Source organism: Clostridioides sp. ES-S-0048-02, from assembly GCF_020658495.1.
Classification (GTDB): domain Bacteria; phylum Bacillota; class Clostridia; order Peptostreptococcales; family Peptostreptococcaceae; genus Clostridioides.
Genome location: NZ_JACVWH010000005.1, coordinates 205670 through 228299, shown reverse-complemented (window position 1 = coordinate 228299; position 22630 = coordinate 205670). Strand labels below are relative to the sequence as shown.

Annotated in this window: 28 protein-coding genes; 20 read left to right on the top strand and 8 right to left on the bottom strand. The window is 29.0% G+C overall.

The genetic code is table 11. The features are described from left to right. From IC173_RS09300 to IC173_RS09240, 13 genes are all read left to right on the top strand, one after another. Entirely contained in the window at window positions 1-453 is a 453-nt protein-coding gene (locus tag IC173_RS09300) for a EutP/PduV family microcompartment system protein (protein ID WP_227831327.1), read from the top strand. A 62-nt stretch (window positions 454-515) separates the two neighbouring features. Then, a complete protein-coding gene (gene eutA / locus IC173_RS09295; RefSeq protein WP_227855456.1) occupies window positions 516-1949 on the top strand; it encodes an ethanolamine ammonia-lyase reactivating factor EutA in 1434 nt (477 codons plus the stop codon). 16 nt (window positions 1950-1965) lie between these two features. Then, complete coding sequence (locus IC173_RS09290; RefSeq protein WP_227824678.1) at window positions 1966-3330, top strand: ethanolamine ammonia-lyase subunit EutB; 1365 nt, start codon at window positions 1966-1968, stop codon at window positions 3328-3330. A gap of 12 nt (window positions 3331-3342) precedes the next feature. After that, a complete protein-coding gene (gene eutC / locus IC173_RS09285) occupies window positions 3343-4236 on the top strand; it encodes an ethanolamine ammonia-lyase subunit EutC (protein ID WP_227834765.1) in 894 nt (297 codons plus the stop codon). Window positions 4237-4257: 21 nt separating this feature from the next. After that, on the top strand, window positions 4258-4911 hold the full coding sequence (eutL, locus tag IC173_RS09280; protein WP_227855455.1) for an ethanolamine utilization microcompartment protein EutL: 654 nt from the start codon (window positions 4258-4260) through the stop codon (window positions 4909-4911). Window positions 4912-4917: 6 nt separating this feature from the next. Next, window positions 4918-5568, top strand: a complete 651-nt coding sequence (locus IC173_RS20850) for a BMC domain-containing protein (protein WP_285894768.1) — start codon at window positions 4918-4920, stop codon at window positions 5566-5568. A 2-nt stretch (window positions 5569-5570) separates the two neighbouring features. After that, window positions 5571-7040 carry an acetaldehyde dehydrogenase (acetylating) gene (locus tag IC173_RS09270; protein WP_227855454.1) on the top strand — a complete coding sequence of 490 codons (1470 nt, stop codon included), beginning with the start codon at window positions 5571-5573 and terminating at the stop codon, window positions 7038-7040. A 60-nt stretch (window positions 7041-7100) separates the two neighbouring features. Continuing rightward, a complete protein-coding gene (locus IC173_RS09265; protein WP_227848576.1) occupies window positions 7101-7388 on the top strand; it encodes a BMC domain-containing protein in 288 nt (95 codons plus the stop codon). A gap of 99 nt (window positions 7389-7487) precedes the next feature. Further along, on the top strand, window positions 7488-8258 hold the full coding sequence (locus IC173_RS09260) for a cobalamin adenosyltransferase (protein WP_227824683.1): 771 nt from the start codon (window positions 7488-7490) through the stop codon (window positions 8256-8258). 13 nt (window positions 8259-8271) lie between these two features. Further along, a complete protein-coding gene (eutD, locus tag IC173_RS09255; RefSeq protein ID WP_227855453.1) occupies window positions 8272-8898 on the top strand; it encodes an ethanolamine utilization phosphate acetyltransferase EutD in 627 nt (208 codons plus the stop codon). A 24-nt stretch (window positions 8899-8922) separates the two neighbouring features. After that, window positions 8923-9624 carry a TIGR02536 family ethanolamine utilization protein gene (locus IC173_RS09250; RefSeq protein ID WP_227855452.1) on the top strand — a complete coding sequence of 234 codons (702 nt, stop codon included), beginning with the start codon at window positions 8923-8925 and terminating at the stop codon, window positions 9622-9624. Between the two features lie 12 nt (window positions 9625-9636). Beyond that, window positions 9637-9909, top strand: a complete 273-nt coding sequence (locus IC173_RS09245) for a EutN/CcmL family microcompartment protein (RefSeq protein WP_227824686.1) — start codon at window positions 9637-9639, stop codon at window positions 9907-9909. 56 nt (window positions 9910-9965) lie between these two features. Next, on the top strand, window positions 9966-10439 hold the full coding sequence (locus IC173_RS09240) for a cupin domain-containing protein (RefSeq protein ID WP_227855451.1): 474 nt from the start codon (window positions 9966-9968) through the stop codon (window positions 10437-10439). Window positions 10440-10510: 71 nt separating this feature from the next. On the opposite strand, the gene IC173_RS09235 is transcribed toward IC173_RS09240, so the two are convergent. Continuing rightward, window positions 10511-11341, bottom strand: a complete 831-nt coding sequence (locus tag IC173_RS09235) for a MerR family transcriptional regulator (RefSeq protein ID WP_227824688.1) — start codon at window positions 11339-11341, stop codon at window positions 10511-10513. Between the two features lie 462 nt (window positions 11342-11803). On the opposite strand from IC173_RS09235, the gene IC173_RS09230 reads away from it, so the two are divergent. Beyond that, window positions 11804-12049 carry a helix-hairpin-helix domain-containing protein gene (locus IC173_RS09230; protein WP_227433517.1) on the top strand — a complete coding sequence of 82 codons (246 nt, stop codon included), beginning with the start codon at window positions 11804-11806 and terminating at the stop codon, window positions 12047-12049. Window positions 12050-12196: 147 nt separating this feature from the next. On the opposite strand, the gene IC173_RS09225 is transcribed toward IC173_RS09230, so the two are convergent. The 7 genes from IC173_RS09225 to IC173_RS09195 all read right to left on the bottom strand — a co-directional run bounded on the left by IC173_RS09225 (window position 12197) and on the right by IC173_RS09195 (window position 16198). Further along, window positions 12197-12481, bottom strand: coding sequence for a DUF3795 domain-containing protein (locus IC173_RS09225; RefSeq protein ID WP_227433516.1), 285 nt, complete (start codon window positions 12479-12481; stop codon window positions 12197-12199). A 15-nt stretch (window positions 12482-12496) separates the two neighbouring features. Further along, the gene (locus IC173_RS09220; protein ID WP_227433515.1) at window positions 12497-12754 is read right to left on the bottom strand and encodes a TfoX/Sxy family protein; all 258 of its coding nucleotides are present in this window, start codon (window positions 12752-12754) and stop codon (window positions 12497-12499) included. A gap of 55 nt (window positions 12755-12809) precedes the next feature. Further along, window positions 12810-13325: a GNAT family N-acetyltransferase gene (locus IC173_RS09215; protein ID WP_255613353.1), complete on the bottom strand. Its 516-nt coding sequence runs from the start codon at window positions 13323-13325 to the stop codon at window positions 12810-12812. A gap of 139 nt (window positions 13326-13464) precedes the next feature. After that, on the bottom strand, window positions 13465-13605 hold the full coding sequence (locus IC173_RS09210) for a hypothetical protein (protein ID WP_227831316.1): 141 nt from the start codon (window positions 13603-13605) through the stop codon (window positions 13465-13467). A 168-nt stretch (window positions 13606-13773) separates the two neighbouring features. Further along, the gene (locus IC173_RS09205) at window positions 13774-14511 is read right to left on the bottom strand and encodes an ABC transporter permease (RefSeq protein ID WP_227855450.1); all 738 of its coding nucleotides are present in this window, start codon (window positions 14509-14511) and stop codon (window positions 13774-13776) included. 11 nt (window positions 14512-14522) lie between these two features. Further along, window positions 14523-15284, bottom strand: a complete 762-nt coding sequence (locus IC173_RS09200; protein WP_227483040.1) for an ABC transporter permease — start codon at window positions 15282-15284, stop codon at window positions 14523-14525. Next, the gene (locus IC173_RS09195; RefSeq protein ID WP_227433510.1) at window positions 15284-16198 is read right to left on the bottom strand and encodes an ABC transporter ATP-binding protein; all 915 of its coding nucleotides are present in this window, start codon (window positions 16196-16198) and stop codon (window positions 15284-15286) included. Before IC173_RS09195 ends, IC173_RS09200 begins: the two co-directional genes overlap by 1 nt. Window positions 16199-16391: 193 nt before the next feature. Between IC173_RS09195 and IC173_RS09190 the strand changes: the two genes are divergently transcribed. The 6 genes from IC173_RS09190 to IC173_RS09165 all read left to right on the top strand — a co-directional run bounded on the left by IC173_RS09190 (window position 16392) and on the right by IC173_RS09165 (window position 22446). After that, a complete protein-coding gene (locus tag IC173_RS09190; protein WP_227824693.1) occupies window positions 16392-17099 on the top strand; it encodes a response regulator transcription factor in 708 nt (235 codons plus the stop codon). A 39-nt stretch (window positions 17100-17138) separates the two neighbouring features. Further along, a complete protein-coding gene (locus IC173_RS09185) occupies window positions 17139-18545 on the top strand; it encodes a sensor histidine kinase (RefSeq protein ID WP_227855449.1) in 1407 nt (468 codons plus the stop codon). Between the two features lie 958 nt (window positions 18546-19503). Continuing rightward, window positions 19504-19875 (top strand): BlaI/MecI/CopY family transcriptional regulator, encoded by a 372-nt coding sequence (locus IC173_RS09180; RefSeq protein ID WP_227433507.1) that lies wholly within the window; start codon window positions 19504-19506, stop codon window positions 19873-19875. A gap of 524 nt (window positions 19876-20399) precedes the next feature. Beyond that, on the top strand, window positions 20400-20867 hold the full coding sequence (locus IC173_RS09175; RefSeq protein WP_227855448.1) for a VOC family protein: 468 nt from the start codon (window positions 20400-20402) through the stop codon (window positions 20865-20867). 64 nt (window positions 20868-20931) lie between these two features. Then, a complete protein-coding gene (locus IC173_RS09170) occupies window positions 20932-21363 on the top strand; it encodes a DUF3788 family protein (protein WP_227855447.1) in 432 nt (143 codons plus the stop codon). A 213-nt stretch (window positions 21364-21576) separates the two neighbouring features. Further along, complete coding sequence (locus IC173_RS09165; RefSeq protein WP_227855446.1) at window positions 21577-22446, top strand: Nif3-like dinuclear metal center hexameric protein; 870 nt, start codon at window positions 21577-21579, stop codon at window positions 22444-22446. Window positions 22447-22630: the final 184 nt, after the last annotated feature.

Here is a 22630-nt window from a genome sequence, read left to right as displayed (position 1 = left end):
ATGAAAAATATAATTTTTATGGGAAAAACAAGTAGTGGAAAGACGACTCTTTGCCAAAAACTAGATGAGCTAGAGATTAAATATAAGAAAACACAGTCAATAGAAATTTATAAAAATGCAATAGATACACCAGGTGAATATATGGAAAATAGAGCATTGTATAATGCTTTAATAACTACAGCTGTAGATGCTAAAGTAGTGGCTATAGTTTATGATGCAACTCAAGAAGAAAATTATATGGCACCAGGTTTTGCAAGTATATTTTGTAAAGAAACTATAGGCATTCTGACTAAGATAAATAAATTAGATAAAAATCAAATAGATTTAGGAATAGAAAGATTAACGTTAGCAGGAGTCAATAAAATATTTAAAGTAGACACAATAGATGATGTAGGTATAGATGAATTATTTGAATATTTAAATGAGATAAGCTCATTGGAAGAAAAATATTGATAGTCTATAGAACAATCTAACTTCTTTGTTTAAGAAATACTTTTAAATTATGAGGTGAGAAAATGAGAGAAGAGTTATTAAGTGTTGGGATAGATATTGGGACAAGTACTACTCAACTAATATTTTCTAAATTGATAGTTGAAAACACTGCATCTAGTTTTTCAGTACCTAGGATAAGTATAATAGACAAAGAAATTGTATATAAAAGTGAAATATACTTTACACCTCTTATCTCCAATAATGAGATAAATGGAAATGAAATAAAAAACATAGTTGATAGTGAATATAAAAAAGCAAATATATCTAAAGAAGACATACATACAGGTGCAGTTATTATAACTGGAGAAACTGCAAGAAAAGAAAATGCAAATTATGTACTTCATAATTTAAGTGGGTTTGCAGGAGACTTTGTGGTGGCAACAGCAGGACCAGATTTAGAAAGTATCATATCTGGCAAAGGAGCAGGGGCCCATATTTATTCTAAAAATCATTCAACTAATGTTGTAAATTTAGATGTAGGTGGAGGAACTAGCAATTTAGCTTTATTTAAAAGAGGTGAAGTATTAGATACTGGCTGTCTAGATATAGGTGGGAGACTTATAAAAATAGACAAGCATAGTAAAAAAATAACTTATATATCACCTAAGATAGAAAAAATCATAAAAGATTATAATTTAGGTCTTCAAATAGGAACTATAGCAACCATAGAAAACACAAAGCCAATAATAGATATAATGGTTGATTTAATATTACAAAGTATAGGAATAAAAAAGAAAACGAGTCTATTTGAGTTTATGGTAACTAATAAATCTATAAACTTAAGTGAAAAGATAGATAACATATCTTTTTCTGGTGGGGTCGCTGATTATATCTACTATGATAAAAAAATAGATGAATATTTTAAATATGGAGACTTAGGTATTTTATTAGGGCAAGCGATAAAAAATTGTGATGAACTAAAAAAAATAAATGTAATAATTCCATTAGAAACTATTAGAGCTACAGTAGTAGGTGCTGGTTCTCATACTACTGAAGTAAGTGGAAGTACTATAACTTATACAAGTGAAGATTTTCCACTTAAAAACTTACCTGTTTTAAAACTATCACGAGAAGAAGAAACTAGCAATGAAAAGGCATTAAGTGAAAGTATAAAAAATAAGTTAAATTGGTTTAAGTTAGAAAATGACTTACAAAAAATTGTTATCGCTATAGAAGGAAGTAAAAATCCAAGCTTTTTAGAAATTCAAGAGTATGCACGTGGATTAGTGAGTGGTATGGAAGAAATTATAGAAAATGACTTGCCATTTGTAGTAATTATAGAAAATGACATGGCAAAAGTATTAGGACAATCTATTTGTGCAGTTTTAGATTACAAAAAAGATATTATTTGTATAGATAGTATTAAGGTTGAAAATGGAGACTACATAGATATTGGAAAGCCAATAGCTGAAGGTAAGGTGTTACCTGTAGTAATAAAGACATTAGTTTTTAATTAAAAAAGGGGGTAAGGAGATGATTTTAAAGACAAAATTATTTGGGCGTACTTATCAGTTCAAAGGATTATATGATGTAATGGCAAAAGCAAATGAAGAAAAGTCTGGTGATAAGTTAGCTGGTCTTGCAGCTCAAAGTGCCGAAGAAAGAGTGGCAGCAAAAGTAGTTTTATCTCATATAAAATTAGAGGATATAAGAAACAGTCCCGCAGTTCCTTATGATGAAGATGAGGTCACAAGAATAATTCAAGATGGAGTAAATGAAAAAGTTTATAGTGAAATAAAGGACTGGACTGTTTCAGAACTTAGAGAGTGGCTATTAGATAGTGAAACAAGTAGTTTAGATATAAAAAGAGTTTCAAGAGGATTAACTTCAGAAATGATAGCAGCAGTTGCAAAGCTAATGTCAAATATGGACTTAGTTTATGCAGCAAAAAAAATTAAAGTTACAGCTCATTGTAATACAACAATAGGCGAAGAAGGTACTTTATCAGTTAGACTTCAACCAAATCATCCAACAGATGACCCAGATGGAATACTTGCATCACTTCTAGAAGGATTAACTTTTGGAATAGGTGATGCAGTACTAGGATTAAACCCAGTTGATGATTCAGTTGAAAGTGTAACTAAAGTATTAAAGAGATTTGAGGAAGTAAAACAAAAATATAAAATACCTACTCAGACTTGTGTGTTGGCACACGTTACAACACAAATGGAAGCTATAAGAAATGGTGCTCCAACAGATTTAATATTCCAATCAATAGCTGGTTCTGAAAAAGGAAATGAAGCTTTTGGATTTAATTCAGAAACTATTGAAGAAGCAAGAAATTTAGCTTTAAAGCATGGAACAGCTACTGGTCCAAATGTAATGTATTTTGAAACAGGGCAAGGCTCAGAGCTTTCTTCAGAAGCACATCATGGGATAGACCAAGTTACTATGGAAGCTAGATGTTATGGATTTGCTAAAAAGTTTGAGCCGTTTTTAGTAAACACAGTAGTTGGATTTATAGGGCCAGAGTATCTATATGATGCAAAGGAAGTAATGAGGGCAGGACTAGAAGACCACTTTATGGGTAAATTACATGGATTACCAATGGGTGTTGATGTTTGCTATACAAACCATATGAAAGCAGACCAAAATGATATGGAAAATTTAGCGATATTATTAACTACAGCTGGATGTACATATTTTATGGGCATACCTCATGGAGATGATGTAATGCTTAACTACCAAACTACAGGATACCATGAGACAGCATCACTTAGAGAAATGTTTGGATTGACAGGAATAAAAGAGTTTGATGCTTGGATGGAACAAATGGGCTTCTCTAAAGATGGTAAATTAACAGAAAAAGCTGGAGATGCATCAATATTATTAGGGTAGGAGGTCTTAAGTATGAATGAAAAAGATTTAAAAGCATTAGTAGAGCAGTTAGTAAATCAAATGGCTGGTCAAATTGATTCTAGTGTTGTAAATGAAGTTGTTGAAAATACAGTAGACAAAGTAAATAAAAGTACAATAGACGATGATGCTTGCATAGAAGATATAACGGAAGTAGATTTAAAAAAGCAATTATTAGTAAAAAATCCTAAGGATGCAGAAGCCTATTTAGATATGAAATCTAAAACTCCTGCAAGAATAGGTATAGGTAGATGTGGAGCTAGATATAAAACAGAAACAGTTTTAAGATTTAGAGCAGACCATGCTGCTGCACAAGATGCTGTTTTCTCTTATGTAGATGAAGATTTTGTGGAAAATAGCAACTTAATAAAAATAGAAACTTTATGTAAGGATAAAGATGAATTTTTAACTAGACCAGACCTTGGAAGAAAGTTTTCAAGTGAAACTATAAATTTTATAAAAACACAAATAGGAACAAATCAGAAGGTATTAATAATGGCAGGAGATGGACTAAGTTCAGCTGCTATAGAGGCCAATTCAAATGACTGTATTATGGCTATAAAGCAAGGTTTAAAGATGTATGGAATTGAAGTAGGAGATATTGTATTTGTTAAACATTGTAGAGTTGGGGCTATGGACCATTTAGGTGAAGAGTTAGACTGTGAAGTTGTATGTGTGTTAATTGGAGAAAGACCAGGTCTTGTTACAGCAGAATCTATGTCAGCATATCTTACATATAAGCCTAAAGTTGGTATAGCAGAAGCCAAGAGAACAGTGGTGTCAAACATCCATAAAGGTGGAACTACTGCTGTTGAAGCAGGTGCACATATAGCTGAACTTATAAAAACAATTTTAGATAAGAAAGCTTCTGGAATTGATTTAAAATAATAACTTAAAGGAGTACAAGTTATGAAAAATGATGTAATTCGTCCTAAAATACTGGGAATTAAAATGATTTCAAACATAAGTCCAGAAATGGCACAAAAGCTAGAATTAAATTCTGACCATAAAAGTTTAGGGTTTATAACTGCTGATTGTGATGATGTGACATATACTGCCCTTGATGAAGCAACTAAAGCTTCAGAAGTTGATGTTGTATATGCAAAGTCAATGTATGCAGGTGCTACAAATGCTTCAACAAAACTTGCTGGTGAGGTATTAGGTATAATAGCAGGACCAAGCCCAGCTGAAGTAAGAAGTGGATTAAATGCAGTAGTTGATTTTATGGAATACGGAGCAACTTTTATAAGTGCAAATGATGATGATTCAATAGTATATTATGCTCACTGTGTATCTAGAACAGGAACATATCTTTCTAAAGTGGCAGGAATCAAAGAAGGAGAAGCCATAGCTTATTTAGTAGCACCACCTTTAGAAGCTATGTATGCACTAGATGCAGCATTAAAAGCAGCAGATGTAAGTCTATGTGAATTATTTGCACCTCCAACTGAAACAAACTTTGGTGGAGCATTACTTACAGGTTCTCAATCAGCTTGTAAAGCAGCTTGTGATGCTTTTGCTGAAGCTGTTAAATCTGTAGCTGATGATTCAACAAGGTTTTAAATATAAATGAATGCTGTAGGTTTAATAGAAGTAATAGGATATGTTGCTGCAATAGAGGCATGTGATGCATGTGTAAAGTCTGCTAGTGTAAATATACTTAGCATTGAAAAAGTAGGAGCGGGAATAGTTACATTAACAATAGTTGGAGATGTAGGCGCAGTTAAATCAGCTATAGAAGCTGGAGAAGTAGCTGTAAACAAGGTTGGAGTATTAAGAGCAACTCATGTAATACCAAGGATACATAAAGAAGTAGCTGATAATTTATTTAAAAAAGAAGAAAGAATTACTCAGAAATATAATGAAGTTAGCGAAATACCAATCAAAGAAAATATGAAGATAGAAGAAAATGAAGATACAAATGTAGAAGCTTTAGAAGAAGATGTAAAAGTTGAAGAAAATGAAAATACAAATACAGAAATCTTAGAAGAAGACATAAAAATTGAAGAAAATGAAAATACAAATATAGAAACTTTAAATGAAGTAAAACCAGTAAAAGATGAGGTCACTAATAATAGAAATTTATTAAATATGAATATAAAAGAATTAAAAACTTTAGCTAGAGAATACGATTCTTCTTTGACTAATAAAGAATTAAATTCTTTGAGAAAAGAAGACCTAGTAGATTTAGTTTATAAATTGATTAGAGAGGATAAATAAAGATGGAAATTTTAGATAAAGATTTATTATCTATACAAGAAGTTAGAAATCTTGTAAAAAAAGCTAAAGAAGCTCAAGTTAAACTTTCCAGAATGAGCCAAGAACAAATAGATAAAATAGTTAAGTCAATGGCAGAGGCAGCATATGAAAATGCTGCTAAATTGGCTAAAATGGCCAATGAAGAAACTGGGTTTGGAAAATATGAAGATAAAATAGTTAAAAATACATTTGCATCTAAAATGTTATATGAAGCAATAAAAGATATGAAGACTATTGGGATAATAGGTGAAAATAAGGCAGAAAAAACGGTTGATATAGCTACACCAGTAGGAGTAGTAGCAGGGCTTATACCATCAACAAATCCAACATCAACAGTAATCTACAAAGCTATGATTTCTATAAAATCAGGAAATTCAATAATTTTCTCACCACATCCAAATGCAAAAAAATGTATACTTGAGACTATAAAAATAATAAGTGAGGCAGCTATAAAAGCAGGAAGTCCAGAGGATATTATATTAGGTATAACTAATCCCAGCCTTAAAGGTACTAATGAATTAATGAAGCATAAGGATACTAAACTTATTTTAGCAACTGGCGGAGAGGCTATGGTTAGAGCTGCTTATTCATCAGGAACACCTGCCATAGGAGTAGGACCAGGAAATGGACCAGCATTTATAGATAAGAGTGCAGATATTAAGTTAGCAGTTAAAAGAATATTAGATTCTAAAACTTTTGATAACGGTGTAATATGTGCATCTGAACAATCTATAATAGTAGAAAAATCTATGGAAGATATAATTGTTAATGAACTGAAAAATCAAGGGGCTTATTTCTTAAATGAAGAAGAAAGTGAAAAGCTGTCTAAATTTATATTAAGAGCAAATGGAACAATGAATCCTCAAATAGTTGGAAAGAGTGTAGAAACACTTGCTAAATTAGCTAATTTAAGTAATGTGCCAAGTTATGCTAAAGTACTTATAGCAAGAGAATCTAGAGTAGGAAATGATGTAGCTTATTCTAGAGAAAAACTGACTCCAATACTTGCATTTTATGTAGAGGAAAATATTGAATCTATTATGCAAAAATCTAGAGAGATACTTTTAAATGAAGGTGCTGGTCACACATTCTCAATGCATGCTAATGATGAGGAACTTGTAAAGAAATTTGCACTTAATATGCCAGTATCAAGAATAATAGTAAATGCACCATCTGCACTTGGAGGAATAGGTGGAGCAACAAACTTATCACCAGCTTTAACATTAGGGTGTGGAGCTATAGGTGGAAGTTCAACTTCAAATAATGTAGGACCATTAGACTTATTAAATATAAAGAAAATAGCCTATGGAGTTAAAGAAATAGAAGAACTTAGAGGTACAAATTCTAAAGTAGAAAAATCAATATTTGACTCTATGGATAGAGAAGAACTAATAAATGTATTAGTAAAAAAGATAGCTTTAGAGCTATGTTAGATTTTGAAAAACTAAAATAATTTTAAAAAATATTAATATAAAATTTTGGAGGTAAGCATTATGGCAAATGCAAACGCATTAGGGATGATAGAAACTAAAGGATTAGTAGGAGCAATAGAAGCAGCAGACGCAATGGTTAAGGCTGCCAATGTTCAATTAGTTGGAAAAGAGCAAGTAGGTGGAGGTTTAGTTACAGTAATGGTAAGAGGTGATGTTGGAGCTGTTAAAGCTGCTACAGATGCAGGTGCTTCTGCTGCTGAGAGAGTTGGAGATTTAGTATCTGTTCATGTTATACCAAGACCACACTTTGAAGTAGATGCTATATTACCAAAAGTAACTGTTGATTAATAAGTTTATATAGTAAATAAAATTTAAATTTGATAAAAAGGGGATGTCAATATATTTTGAGGGGTCCCCTTTTATACATCTAATAGGAGATGTGATAAGATGAGTGTTTTAACAGAGAATCAAATAAGAAAAGAAATGCGTGAAAATAAAGGGAATATAACTGAATATTACATTGAAAAAGGTCAAATTATAACTCCTTTAGCAAAGTCTTTTTTAGCCGAAAAAAAGATTGAAATAAAATATATTGATAATATTTCAAATGAAAATAATGAAAATAATAAGAATAAGGAAGCTATAAAAGAAACAGTAAGAGAAGAATCTTATAAGTACAAAACTGTATTTGGAGCTAAGTTAAATGAAAAGCCAGAACATATGACTCATTTAAATGGAGATATATTAGTATTTAAAGACCATAAAAGGATAATTTTAAGGGGAAAGATAGACTCGTTAGAATCAAAAATACTAGAAGTTCAAGTTTTATGCAACAAAAAGAGTCTTGGAAAATTAGTAAATGAATTACAAGAAATATTAGAGTTTGTAAGGAAAATAATGAGATGTGAAGTGTTAGAAGAAAAATTAGATAGCTTTAAGCTTTTAGGTCTATCTGAAAAAGAGTTGAGAGAGCATTCTCATAATCCTAAAAAATATTTTGGTATAGGTCATGAATTTCCAACTTATAAAATGGGTGAAGAAGTAGTACTCATAAATAGTATAAGAACTAGTACTAGGGAAGCTGAACTCTGTGCATATGAAGCGTTTAAAGGTGAATATGGAGAAGTTGAGAGAGAAGATTTAATAAAAGCTCTTAATAGATTGTCATCAGTGTTCTGGATTATAATTTATAAAATAAGAACTGGACAATACCAGTAGTTGGGGGAAGTTTATGGAAAACCTATTAAATGAAATAGTAAAAGAAGTAGTAAGTAGAGTTAAAAAAGAAGTATTTATAGAAGTTGAAGCGTCAGGAAGACATGTACATTTAAGTGAAGAAGATGTAGAAAAATTATTTGGTAAAGGATATATATTAACAAAATTAAAAGATTTATCTCAACCAGGTCAATATGCTTGTAAAGAAAGAGTTACAATAATTGGACCAAAGGGTACATTAAAAAATGTTGTAGTTCTTGGACCTTGTAGAAAGAAAACACAAGTAGAAATATCACTAACAGATGGTTCCATATTAGGATTGAAGCCACCAATAAAGCAAAGTGGAGATTTAGAAAATACTTTAGGTATTAAAATAGCTACAGAAAAAGGAGAGATTGAACTTCAAAAAGGTCTTATGGTAGCAAAAAGACATATACACATGTCGATAGAAGATGCCAAAAAATTTAATGTGGGAGACAATGAGGTAGTTGAAGTTAAAGTATTTGGTAAAAGACCTCTAATATTTGATGATGTAGTTGTTAGGGTTAGCGATAAGTTTAAAACTTATATGCATATAGATTACGATGAGGCAAATGCATGCGCATATTCAAAAGGAAGTATTGCAAGGATAATAAAGAGATAGCTATATATCTAGAAAGGAAAGCTTATGGATTACAACAATATTATAGAGATTATAGTAGAAGAACTTTACAAAAAAATAAATACTACGAATGTTGGATATATAGAAAATGAAAATAGAAAAAAAGTAATTATATTATATGAAAATGATAAAAGTAAATTTGACTTATTAAATGATAAGTTTAATATAGAAATATTTGATAGTGCTACAAAAGATTGTGATGCAGTAATAGTATCAAAACTTTGTTTGAGGGGTATTTGCAACTTAGCATTAGGAAATAGTTTTTCAAATGAAGAAAGATTTCTATTAAAAATGCTTATGAAAGGTAAGAAAGTATATGTGTTAGATGAAGGAATAGAATACAAACTCTATAAAGACACTGCACCTAAAGCACTATACAATAAATACAGAGCTTATGAAGAGGATATTTGTAGGTATGGAGTAAAGATTATAAAGAATTTAAATGAGATAACATTAAGTGAGAGAGCATTTAGTGAGGAAACGTTTAATAAAGAAATATTGAATGAAGAAATATTGAACGAAGAAAAAGTAAAAATAGATGATAATTTTAGCATAGATTTGACACAAAAAAGGCTTATATCTGAGTCTGATTTGAGAAAGCCTATGATAAGTGGAACTAAGGATATTATCGTAAGCAAAAATAGTATAATAACTCCATTAGCTATTGATTTTATAAGAATACATAATATAACAGTAAAAAGAATATAGTGGAGGAGACTTATGGAAATAGGAAAAATAGTTGGTAATGTATGGGCAACAAGAAAAGATGAAAAGTTAAATGGACAAAAATTCTTAGTTGTGAAACTATTAAATGCTAAAGATACATATAAAGAAGGTTTTTTAGTAGCAGCAGATAATGCAGGGGCAGGGAATGGAGATTTAGTTCTTATAACTAGAGGCTCTGCTGCTAGAACTTCAATAGAAAGACAGAGTGTTCCAATAGATGCAACTATAGTTGGTATAGTCGATTCTCTTGAATTTGCGGATGAATAACAAATGAGTAAAAGTATTGGTGATATAGAGATATAAGGTTAAGGAGGTAATAAGAGATGGATATAAGTACATTAAACAAAGATATGTTGGAAGTCTTAGTTAGACAAATAATAGAAGAAAATTTAAATGGTTCTAAAAATAATATAGATTTTAATAGACACAAAGATATAAGTGGAATAACTTCTATAAAATTACCAAGAGTAAAGGTAGATGAAAGTAATAGATTAGATACTGGTAATCCAAATGATATAGTTTATACAAAAGATTTATTTACTTTAGAAGAAAGTCCAAGACTAGGTTGTGGAATTATGGAAATGAAAGAAACAACTTTCGATTGGACCTTAAATTATGATGAAGTAGACTATATAATAGAAGGAACTTTAGATATATTAATAGATGGCAGAAAGATAACAGCATCTGAAGGGGAACTAATACTCATACCAAAAGGAGGTAGTATAAAGTTTTCAGTACCTAATTATGCTAGGTTTATATATGTAACATACCCAGCAGATTGGGAATCACAAAAGTAATAAAAAGACTATGGATAAAAGTAAGTAAAAAGGCTATGATAAGCTAACAATCATAGCCTTTATGTAATAGACTATATTTTTTTTACTGGAACTTGAATTTCCATAAGCGTTTCATTTAAGTAACTAGTAAGAGTCACATCTATTTTAAATATTTGATAAATATCGCCATTAAGGCATAGGTTGTGCTCACTCATATACTCTTTTATAAAATCAAAAGATGGATGGTATCTTTCAAGTTCATCACCATCATAATACATAGAAAGATATAACCCCCCTGGAACAAGTTTTTTTAAAGAGGACTGTATATCATCATCTTCTATGAATATAAATGGAGATAAAGGAATATAATCTTTAGATTCGTCTAAAATTAAATCATTACCATAAGCACCCACTCTATCGCTTGCAACAATTGGAGCAATCTCATTTAAATGAGATTCCAATTCAGTTACAGCAAGAGCTAATTCATGAGGTCCACCAGTTGGTTTATCAAAGGTAATCATATATCTATCTGGAAGTGTAAGTTCTGTAATTGTATTTACTGGAGATAGAGAATCTAGTTGTTTTAAAAATTCAACCTTTTTATTTAATACCTTTTCAAGCTCTATTTTTTCTCTGATTTCTGAGTGAAGTGTTTCTTGGTATTTTTCAAAAATTTCAATAGATTTTTTGAAATTTCTGTCATTAAAATAACTTGTAATATCATTAATACACATTCCTAATTGTCTTAGTTCTTTTACAGTTCCTAACTCTTCATATTGAAGAATAGAGTAATATCTATATTTAGTATTAGGGTCTACGTAGTTAGGTTTTATAAGATTTATTCTGTCGTAATATCTTAGTGTTTCACTTGTAAGGTTTCTAAGTTTTGCTAATTGGGTAATTGACAAAAGTTTATTATGCACAATATTTACCTCCTATTTTAAGCTAAAAATTTTTAAAAGGAAAGATAGGCTTTTAATAGACGTCATATAAGGTGTTTAAATAAACTTTTTAGGAAAATGTAAACTAATTTAATTTGATAATACTAAATTATATTAATTTTCTTAACATAATAATATCAAAAAATAGGCAAAAAGTGAAGTATAAAGAACTGATTTTCTATGACCATTTTTATGGGAAAGTAAATATTAATTGAATGGTGAAGTGTTTGGTATCACTTAGGTTGTAACTAAGTAATTTATTTTATTAAAAAGCATACAATAATAATATTTTATATCAAAAAAGTAGTATTTAGTCAGCATTATTAATTTATATTAAAAAATATAAATTAAGTACTATGAAATTTCAATATTAGATGTAGCATAAAAATAATATTTAATATACAATAAAATATAAAAACACATATCCTAGAAAGAAGGTATAACATGGGAGAATTGAGAAAAATTCCTGGGGTAGGAAAGGAAACTGAAAAAGACCTAATAATGTTGGGATATACAACAATTGAATCCCTTAAAGATGCCAATCCAGAAGAGTTGTACCAAAAAGAATGCTTAATGAGTGGGCAACATATAGATAGATGTCAACTATATGTATACCGCTGTGCAATATATTTTGCATCAACAGAAAACCCAGACCCAGAAAAACTAAAGTGGTGGTATTGGAAAGACTAAAGAATAATTATGAAGGACTAAAGAGTGATTATAAAAGAGTTAAATATCAGTTTTGAATAATAATTAAAACTATTATTTAGCTCCTTTATAATACCTCACTCATCATATGTATCTTAACATAATATGTATTTCAATCAATGAATTAAATTAATTAAGAGAATCATTTAAAGATTTTTCTTCAGCTAGCCATTTTCTGCATTGTTCAATCTTTATTGTAGGGTCAAAACCTTGCTCTTTCCCCATATTTGAAAGCATATCACAAGGAAAAGTATCACATTCTCCACAATGATTAAGTTCTTTGCTTTCACAGCAAGTTTTAACCTTACATTCACCACCCCAAAATGGACCTTTCATTTGAGTACATCCTTTACAATTTACTTTCTCTTTTCTTGCACAACTGTTACAGAGTACACCACATCTTGATTCAAACATATAAACTCTCCTTTTCTAACACTTAAATATATTATAAAATTCTTTTAATTCTTCCTTTTCATCTGAAGATAATTGACTTTTTCTGATGCCTTGAATTGCACCTTCTAGTGAATATAGACGGTTAATACATGCAGAAGCATCAATAGATTTTATTTTTAACCATGCCTGCTTGCTACCTATTTCCTTTAACTGTTCATAGGTTGTGATTCCAACTTGGTTTAATTGACCTTCAACTACAGGACCTATATTTGGTAATTTAGAAAGTTCACCCATTATATCACTCCTTATATCTTAAATATTAAATAGAATTACCAATCATAGTTTATAACTACTGTTCAAAAAATTCCTTTGCATATTCTACAGTACCAGACACTTCTTTCAATCCATTGTCTAGTAGCTCTATAGCCATAAAATTTTCATCTGGCACTTCAAATGGAGCTTTTATATTAAACTTACTTGCTACTTGATAGCCAAACTTAGGATAATATTTGTCATGACCTAAAACTACACAACCTTTATATCCTTTTGACTTTGCAATTTTATGTCCTTCTTCAATCAACTTTGAACCTATTTTTTTGCCTTGGACACTTGGAGAAACTGCTACTGGTGTTAGTGCAAGTAGTACATCATTTTTAATCTTTATTTCTGTAAATAGAATATGCCCAACTATATCTCCATCATCTTCAGCAACAAGTGAAAGTTCTGGAACAAATCTAGTACTATTTCTTAATCGATTAACAAGGTTTTGTTCATCATGGTCAGAAGATTCTTCATTTGCAAATGCAGCTTTAATGACTTCATATACTTTATCTTTGTCACTGGCTTTTTCTTGTCTAATTATCATTTTAATTTATACTCCTGTGGATTAATTTTTTTTATCTGTTATATTAAAGCTAATTCTATTAAGGTTAATTCTAGAAAATGAAAATAGCAGTGTACTATAGCCTTATCAATAGTTTTATCACTTTTCATAATAAAATGCATTACACATCTAAGTGTTTTACCAAAATAGCAGTTCCATCTATTACATAATCTCCAGCTCCATAGAGAGATACATATTCATCTAATAAAAAATCAGTCATTGCCTTATCAGATTTCTTGAATCCAGATTTTTCATATGACATAATTGCAAATATAGGCAAGCTTTTTTATATTTTACCATACTACATCATGAAAGTCTTTTTTATTGATTAGATGGTCAAGAGGTGATTTGAATTATTTATCATACATACTTGATTTATTATAATACAAGAGGATGACACCATCTTGTCATATATAATTTTATTGTAAGGTTAAGATATAACATCATTTTTTCTAAAGTTTCTCTTAGCGATTTCAGAAAATATTATAGTAGTGGCAAATGCAACACATATTGTAACTATAGTATCATTAACGTTTAAAGCAGATTGTTTTATAATACCCATAGCACTTCCTAACATAGAGTATGGGAAAAATATACCAATAGAAGGTTGTGCTATTAGTAAGCCCATTCCAAATAGAGAAAGGCAAAGACTGATACCAATAGGAGTAGCAAAACTTCTAATCTTTATAGATAGGTATAGTTGTATAGAAGCTATTGAAATTGAAATAATCCAACCCTTAACAATCCAGCCAGTGAGTTCATTAGGTAAACTTTGGGAAAATCCAATCATATTTCCAGCAACTATGTAAAAAATAACGAAAACAATTTGAGTGATAGCCGTAAGTATTGAAATAACTATAAGTTTAGATAAAAAAATGTTTTTTAAATTGATTGGAAGTGTCATTACATTATTCCAATTATGATTCATATGTTCAAGTCTGCAAACATAGGCACAAAAGATTGCTATTAATATAGGAAAGAAAAACTCACCATAAAATAGACTAACTTGAGTCCACAAGCTATACCATTCTTTCTTAAGGATATCTTGATTTAGATAAAAGTTTCCAGTACCAATTAGCACACTTAGAAGTGGTAAAGCCAATAATATATACCATATAAAAGAATTTTTTAACTTTAGGATTTCTCCCAAAACTGATTTTCTTAACATTTAAATCCCTCCTATATTTCCTTTTTTAATAAATGATTTTTTCCAATATAATAAATTAACATTCCAACAAAGAAGATTAAAACAGTCATTGAAAAATTCATATTTACTTTGTAAACTGATGAACCAAGGGCAGTGTCATAAGCATAATTTAGAGGCGTTAATTCTATGTAATAAGACCATATAAATAATCTACGAATACCTTGAAAAAATAGTCCTGATGTTAAACCTATAAAGCTACCTAACATACCAAGTGTAACAGCAAGCATTTGATTTTGGAATACAGTTGCAACCCATTGGTGTAGTGCTATTATAGCTATACTAACTAGTATCGTACCTAAGGTATATTTGACAATTAAGGACATAGAAAATGGTTCGATAAAGTCCTTAAAAGATGCAAAACCTAAAATAGCCAATATTTGTATAAGTATAGATAATGATATCAAAATAGTAGAGCATAAAAATTTAGAAAAATAAATACTATTTAAGGGTGTAGCAGAAGACTTTAAAAGTTTCCATGTATCTCCTTTATGCTCTATATCGCTTATTCGGGAAGTAATTATTGATATTAAGATAGGAAAAAATAATCCATTTAAACTTGTAAAACTCATAATCATGTATGAATATTCAAATCCACTTAGCATGTCTGGATTCTTTGTAAGAGCTCTACTTGAATTCATGATACACCATATTATTTCAACAGCTACAAATAAAAATGTCATCAAAATAATTTTCTTTCTTTTAATTTTATAAAATTCTAAACTAAGATATTTCATTATAAAGTCACCGCCTTGCCAGTAAGTTCAAGGAATATATCCTCTAAGCTCTTTTTATGTTCTTCTATTCTAAATACATCCATATTTGAATGTACAAGTATGTTATTTATTTTAGCTACATCTGTGTCTTTTAAATTCTCAATAGTTAAATATCCATCTTGTATAAGTGACATATATCCTTGTGTATTTAAAAGTTTTTGAGCAGATATTGGATTTTGTGTTTTAATAGCAATATGACTTTGACCTTTATCATGAAGTTCTTTTATACTATCTTGAAAAACAAGTTCACCATGATTTATTATTCCTATTGATGTGGCGATTTGGTCAATTTCACTTAGAAGATGACTAGAAATAAGAACTGTCATGCCATATTTTTCTGGAAGAGATTTTATTAGTTCTCTAATTTCTTCAATTCCAGCTGGGTCAAGTCCATTTGTAGGTTCATCAAGTATCAATAGTTTTGGAAACTTCATTATTGCCATGGCAATGCCAAGGCGTTGTTTCATACCTAGTGAATATTGACTGACCTTCTTATTTTTCTGATTTTCTAGTCTTACTATTTTTAAGGCTTCATGTATATTTTTTTTAGGTAAATCTAATAGTCTTTGCATAATAGTCATATTTTCAAGCCCTGTCAAGTGACCATAGTATGATGGAGATTCTATCAATGAGCCAATATCATTTAAAATTGATATTCGGTTTTTATCATTTAACTCTTTACCTAAAATACTAATATTTCCTTGTGTAGGTTTTGCAAGTCCAAGTAGCATTTTAAGAGTAGTAGATTTACCAGCACCATTAGGGCCTAAAAAGCCATATACAGCTCCTTTTGGTACTCTAAGGTCTAAGTCTTTTACTCTAAATATTTTATTGTATTCTTTTGAAAGTCTGTTTGTTTTAACTATCATTTCCATATGTTTTATCCTCTTTTCTATAATTTAGTATGAATTTTTATGACTTACATATAGTAGTGTTTGTAGCTTATATTAATACAATAAAGTACTTACATTTCAGATAGCTGAAGTTTACCTTACGATAACCTTAAATAGTCTATTGGGGTAAAGTTATAAAAATGGGTATATGATATACTTATGGATGGTGATAATTATGGAAACAATAAAGGATAAAAAAATACTTGTGGTTGATGACCATAAAGAATTATTAAAAATGATAGATGAAATCTTAAGAAAAGATGGATTTAATAGAATTTTTCTAGCCTCTAGTTATGAAGAAGCTGTGAAAGTATTTAAAAATATAAAACCAGACTGTGCAATTTTAGATGTAGTATTGCCAGATGGAGATGGATTTTCTATTATGAGAAAAATTAGAGAGACGTCTAAGATACCAGTTATTTTTCTTTCTGCAAGAGGAGAGGATGAAGATAGATTGATTGGTTTGGGTTTAGGAGCTGATGATTATATAGTAAAGCCATTTTTACCTAAAGAACTTACTTTAAGGTTAATAGGTATACTAAATCGTGTATATATTCCTATGAAGGAAGAGGAGTTGCCAGTATTTAAACTAGGAGATTTTGTTGTTGTAAATTTAAATACTGCATGTGTAAAAAAAGATGGACAAGAAATATCTTTAACTGCTAAAGAACATTCCCTGCTTTTAAAGTTGTATGAAAATAAAGGGCGAATTGTTACTAGTGATGCACTATGTCAAGCTATATGGGGAGATGACATGTATGGGTATGAAAATACTCTTATGGTACATGTTAGGAGAGTTAGAGAAAAGATAGAGGAAGCACCATCTTCTCCTAAGCATCTTCTTACAGTAAGAGGGCTTGGATATAAATTAATTGTTAATTGATTTATGCCATAGGAAGATTTCAAGAGGAGTGATTTAACTTTGGATAGTGTAAAATATATATTGAGGCGATTTATAGGTTCAAGCATCTTGATTTCATTATTTCTAATTATCTTAAACATAACAGGATTTTTGATATTTTCATACGTAACCTTTATATATCCATACTTGGGAGAATCGGATATAAGCACTAGCAGAGAGACTAAAGCAAATTTAATGATGCTTGAAGAAAAGTTAACCTCAAAAGATGGTAAATTTGTTTTGGATGAATCTAGCAAAGATGTGTTACATAAAAATCAAGCTTGGGCAATGTTAATTGATGATAATGGGGACAGAATATGGGAGTATGATTTACCCAAAGAAATACCAAAGCATTATACTTTAACGGATGTAGCTAAATTTTCAAAATTCTTTTTAAAAGACTATCCTGTGTATGTATGGGAGCATCCTGAGGGGCTTCTAGTTACAGGATATCCAAAAGACAAGTATACTAGGTTTAACCTTACTTATACCATTAGAGAAATAGAGCAATTTCCAAGGTTAATATTAGTTATGCTTTTGCTTAATGCAATAATTACTTTTTTAATAGCTTTGTTCATAGGATTAAAAATGGTAAAATCTATAAAGCCAATTATTACAGGGATGAAGCTTATTTCAAAGGGCGAGCCAGTATTTCTTCAAGAAAAGGGAATACTTAGTGATATTTCAAAATCTATTAACTCTGTATCTAGAGAATTACAGGAAAAAAATGCAAAGCTTAGAAAAAGAGAAGAAGCTAGGTCTAATTGGATTGCAGGAATATCTCATGATATAAGAACACCACTTTCAATGATAATAGGATATGCTGGAGAGCTTGAGGAAAGTAAAAATCTTTCTCAAAGAGAACATGAGCAAGTATCTATTATATGTAATCAAGGTATTAAGATTAGGGAATTAGTAAGCGACCTTAACTTAGTCTCTAAATTGGAATACAATATGCAACCATTGGATTGTGGTAAAATTAGAGTTTCTGTTTTCTTGAGAGAGGTTGTTTCTGATTTTATAAATAATAATTTGGATAATAACTTTTATATTGAGATTAATATATTGGATGAAGATATTATTATAGATGCAGATAAAAAGTTATTAAAAAGAGCTATTAGCAATTTGATACAAAATAGTATAACTCACAATCAACATGGGTGTAATATAAATGTAGTTTCAAGGTCTGATTTAGATTTTTGTTATATAACTATTGAAGATGATGGAAAAGGTATGAGCAAAGATAAAATTAGTTATTTATTGAATAATCAATATAATTTGAGTGATGCATATGCTAAAGGTCAGAATCATGGTCTGGGTCTTTTAATAGTAGCAGGTATTATAAACGCACATAAAGGTAAATTAAATATCACAAGTGATGATTGTCATGGTCTAAAAATAACTTTAAAATTCCCACTAGTAAAGTAAAATTTTATGATAAAATAATAAATAAGCGTGAACAATGAAAATATTTTGAAAATAATTTTATTATTTATTGACAAAAATGTTCTATCGTAGTAGAATAAATATAAATTCTTTTCTTGTCAAGTTTTATTAAATAAAATAGTAACTTTTGCTTTATGCGCTTAGAGCTAAGTTACTCATGGTATCAAAATTTTCATAGGAATAATATATTTTGGAATTATTGTAAGACTGTTAAACTCTTTAAATAGTTCCCTTTTTTTAATATTTTTCAATAATACTTAAAATATTATTGACAAAAATATTCTACTAAAATAGAATTATAATATAGTAGTTTTTAATTTTGAGAAGAAGATAATCAGATTTTAAGAGCAGATTTAATTAGAAGAACTTTTATGTAATTATTAGAGGAATATTTTATTAGAACCTTGTATTTAGAGCGAAAGAGCATCTTAAATAGACATTTTTTGACCATATAAACTCTACTAAAGTAGAGTTTTGGTGTCTGATTTTTAGTGATATAAAGTATAGATGTCTAGATATGTTGAATTAAATTAGAGCTATAAAGAACTGTTGAGGAAAAGGTTTGGATTATAAAAATCATAAATGAGAGATTCTTTTTTTAAAAGCTAGAGAAGCAATAAGTCAAAATTAAAAGAAGTAAGATTACTAAAATATAAATGCTTAAAACTAGAAAGAAAAATTTAAAAGAAGGGAGAGCTACTGAGACAAGTATCCAGAAGTATATAGCTGAGTACAAGATATTTCATAAAACTTAAGCAATATAAAGTAATTCTGACACTATTTACACATGTTTATTATGTACAAATAGCTAACTTTAGAATTTAAGATTGAGAAAATCTTATAAAATTACAGTAATTTAAATGAATATAGCATCAATTAAATTGATGAAAATTTTACTGTGAATATTGCTTGTCTGTATTCTGAGTAGCAAAGGTTTATTATGCCAATAAAAAAGTTGCCACAATCAGAATTGAAGATAATGAAATTTATATGGAAAGTAGATTCCAAAATAACATCAAAAGATATTATTTTAGCTATGGAGCAAAAATATCAATGGAAGCAAACGACAACTTTAACTATTTTATCTAGATTAGTAGTTAAAGGATTTTTAAGTTCTAAAAAGGTAAATAAACATACACAGTATGAGATTTTAATTAATAAAAAGGACTACTTGAATGTTGAAACGAGAGAATTTTTTAGTAATATTCATGATTCCTCTATAAAAAGCTTATTATTATCACTTCATGCAGATGATAATATAAGTGAAAAAGATATACTTTTTATTGAAGAGTGGTTAAGAAGTATTAAATAAAAATAAGAAAATAAGATTAAAGAAAAATAGTAGCTATTTGTAAAATAAAACATGATACCTAAAAATATGAAAACTTATTTTTAGAAATTTTGTGAGCTTGTATAATATAAGTAAAACATTAGATTGGTGATTTATGTAATTTAATAGATTATATGTAAATTAAATATTATAAAAATACAATCTTAAAGCAAAATTAAAGCAAAATTTTGTATAATATAAACATAAATCATATACAGTATATTTATGATATGTAGTATATCTGTATTTGAAAATTATAAGTGGATTGTAATATGAACTAAAATAAAATTAAATATGAGTGTAAATTAATGATGGACAATTCTATTAATTCAATATAAAAAGCTACCTTTAGTTATCAATTAAATAACTATATTTTAGGGTAGCTTTTTGCATATGGATTGTAGTTGTGTAGAATACATAATTTCATAATTTTTATAAATATGACATATAGCTTTCAAGTTTAAATTGGTACAATAAAATAATAATAAAAATTAGGGGGGATATTTATGAAATATCAATGTTCATTATTGGCAGTAAATGATATAGAAGTGTCAAAAAAGTTTTATGGAGAATTGTTTGACCAAAAAGTTGTGTTAGATTTAGGGAAAAATGTAACTTTTAGTGGAGGATTTGCAATACAAGAGGATTTCGCATGGTTAACAGGACTAAATCCAGATACAGTTGTGAAAAAATCACACAATATGGAACTTTATTTTGAAGCTGATGATTTTGATAAATTTATTGAAAAACTTAAATCATATAAAGATGTAGAGTATGTTCACCAACCACTAAAATATGAATGGAAACAGAGAGTAGTGCGTATTTATGACCCTGATAAGCATATTATTGAGGTAGGAGAAGCTATGGAAGTTATAGCCAGAAGATACTTAGATGAAGGGTATTCTGTAGAAGAAGTTTCTAAGATTATTCAACATCCAATTGAATTTGTAGAGGAATGTAAAAGGAGTGAATAATTTTGATACTAGTATTTTTAGATTAAAAATAAATCAAAAGTGGTGATTAAAATTGTATGAAAGAATGTTGAATAAAAGTGTTATGCCATCAGAAAAAGAGATTTCTGAGTATGTTGGCAAAAAACATTTTAATCTTATTTTGCATCTTGAGAATTTATTAGATAAAAAATATGATTTGCGTAAAGAATTAAGATTTCCTTTTGGAAATAATTATGGCTGGGGATATAAGTATTCACATAAAACAATGCATCTATTTTATGTGTTTTTTGAGAAAGATTGCTTTACGGCAACTATTCAAATTGGAAGTAATGATGTAGACAAGCTATTAAATATATTGGATAACTTATTGCCAAAGACAAATGAATTTTGGGATAAGCGATACCCTTGTGGAAGTGGAGGATGGATAAATTATAGAGTGGAGAATGAGAAAGAGCTTGATGATATTTTAAAGATTATTGAAGTTAAGAAAAAGCCTCCAAAAAATCTAATCATATAAAATAATAGTATTTGACAAGATTAATGATGTAAATTAAAATGAAAAGATATTTCTAGACAAGAGTATTGAGATAGAATGTATACTAGAAAAATAAACTATTCTTTAAAATAAGTGAGTATTTATAGTGTTTTGAGATATAGTTGATTTTTAAAGTATAAGTATACTATAGAACTCTTGTATAAATAGATATTAGTTAAATATTATCGTAAAGGAGTGATTAGTATTAAAGCAAAAGAACTTTATAAAAAGTTAGACTTAGAATTTGATATTAAAAATATTGATGATGATTGGAGTTTTATGAATTTTGAAAATGATTTTATTACTCCAGAGTTTAAGAAAAAATACATAGGTTTAGTATTAGATAATGCTCAAGACATTAATAAAGTATATACAGTTACTTTTCCAGATAAAGAAATAATTCAGCAAATCATAGATAAAGATGAAAGAGATATCTTACTTTTTTCACACCATGCAATGGGATATATAGCATCTGATGAAGGTTTTCCATTTCATGACATTCCACTATCTTATATGGAAGAGATGAAAAAACGTAGAATTTCTTTTTATGTATTACATTCTCCATTAGACAATTATAGTGATTATTCAACTTCTGTTAGTTTTGCAAATGCTTTAGGTCTTGAAATTGTCAAACCATTCTGCAAATATGATGATAAAATCAAGGTAGGAGTTATATGTAAAACATACTTAAAGTCAGTAGAAGAGATTAAGGAGCTTGTTAAAAAAGCAGTTGGACATGATGTGAAACTATATGATTATGGAAGCTCTTTTTTAAAAGATGGTTTAGTAGCTATTGCAGCAGGGGGAGGAAGTTATCCATTTGTAGCAAGTGAAGTTGATGAGCTTTGTATAAATTTATATATTACTGGATTTACCAAGCCTTTAAAACATTTTGAGCCAGTATTAGAATTTCATAGAATTGCAAAAGAGAATTTAATTAATGTTATAGGTGCTACTCATTATTCTACAGAAAAATTTGCATGTATGTCTTTAGTTAATTACTTCAAAAATCTAGGGCTAGAATCAGAATTCTTAGAAGGAAAGTATTATTTAGAAGATTTATAATAGATATTAAACAAAAATAGGCAGTCAGTAAAAATTTGTGTTTACTGACTGCCTATTTTATTGTTTTTAGAATAATATCTTAATTAGCTTTATAATGTAGTATCGTAATACTCTCTGGAGAATTTAAAAAAATTGTCTTGGAGTTAGATTTTTTAGATATTCCAAAATCTATTCATATCTGCTT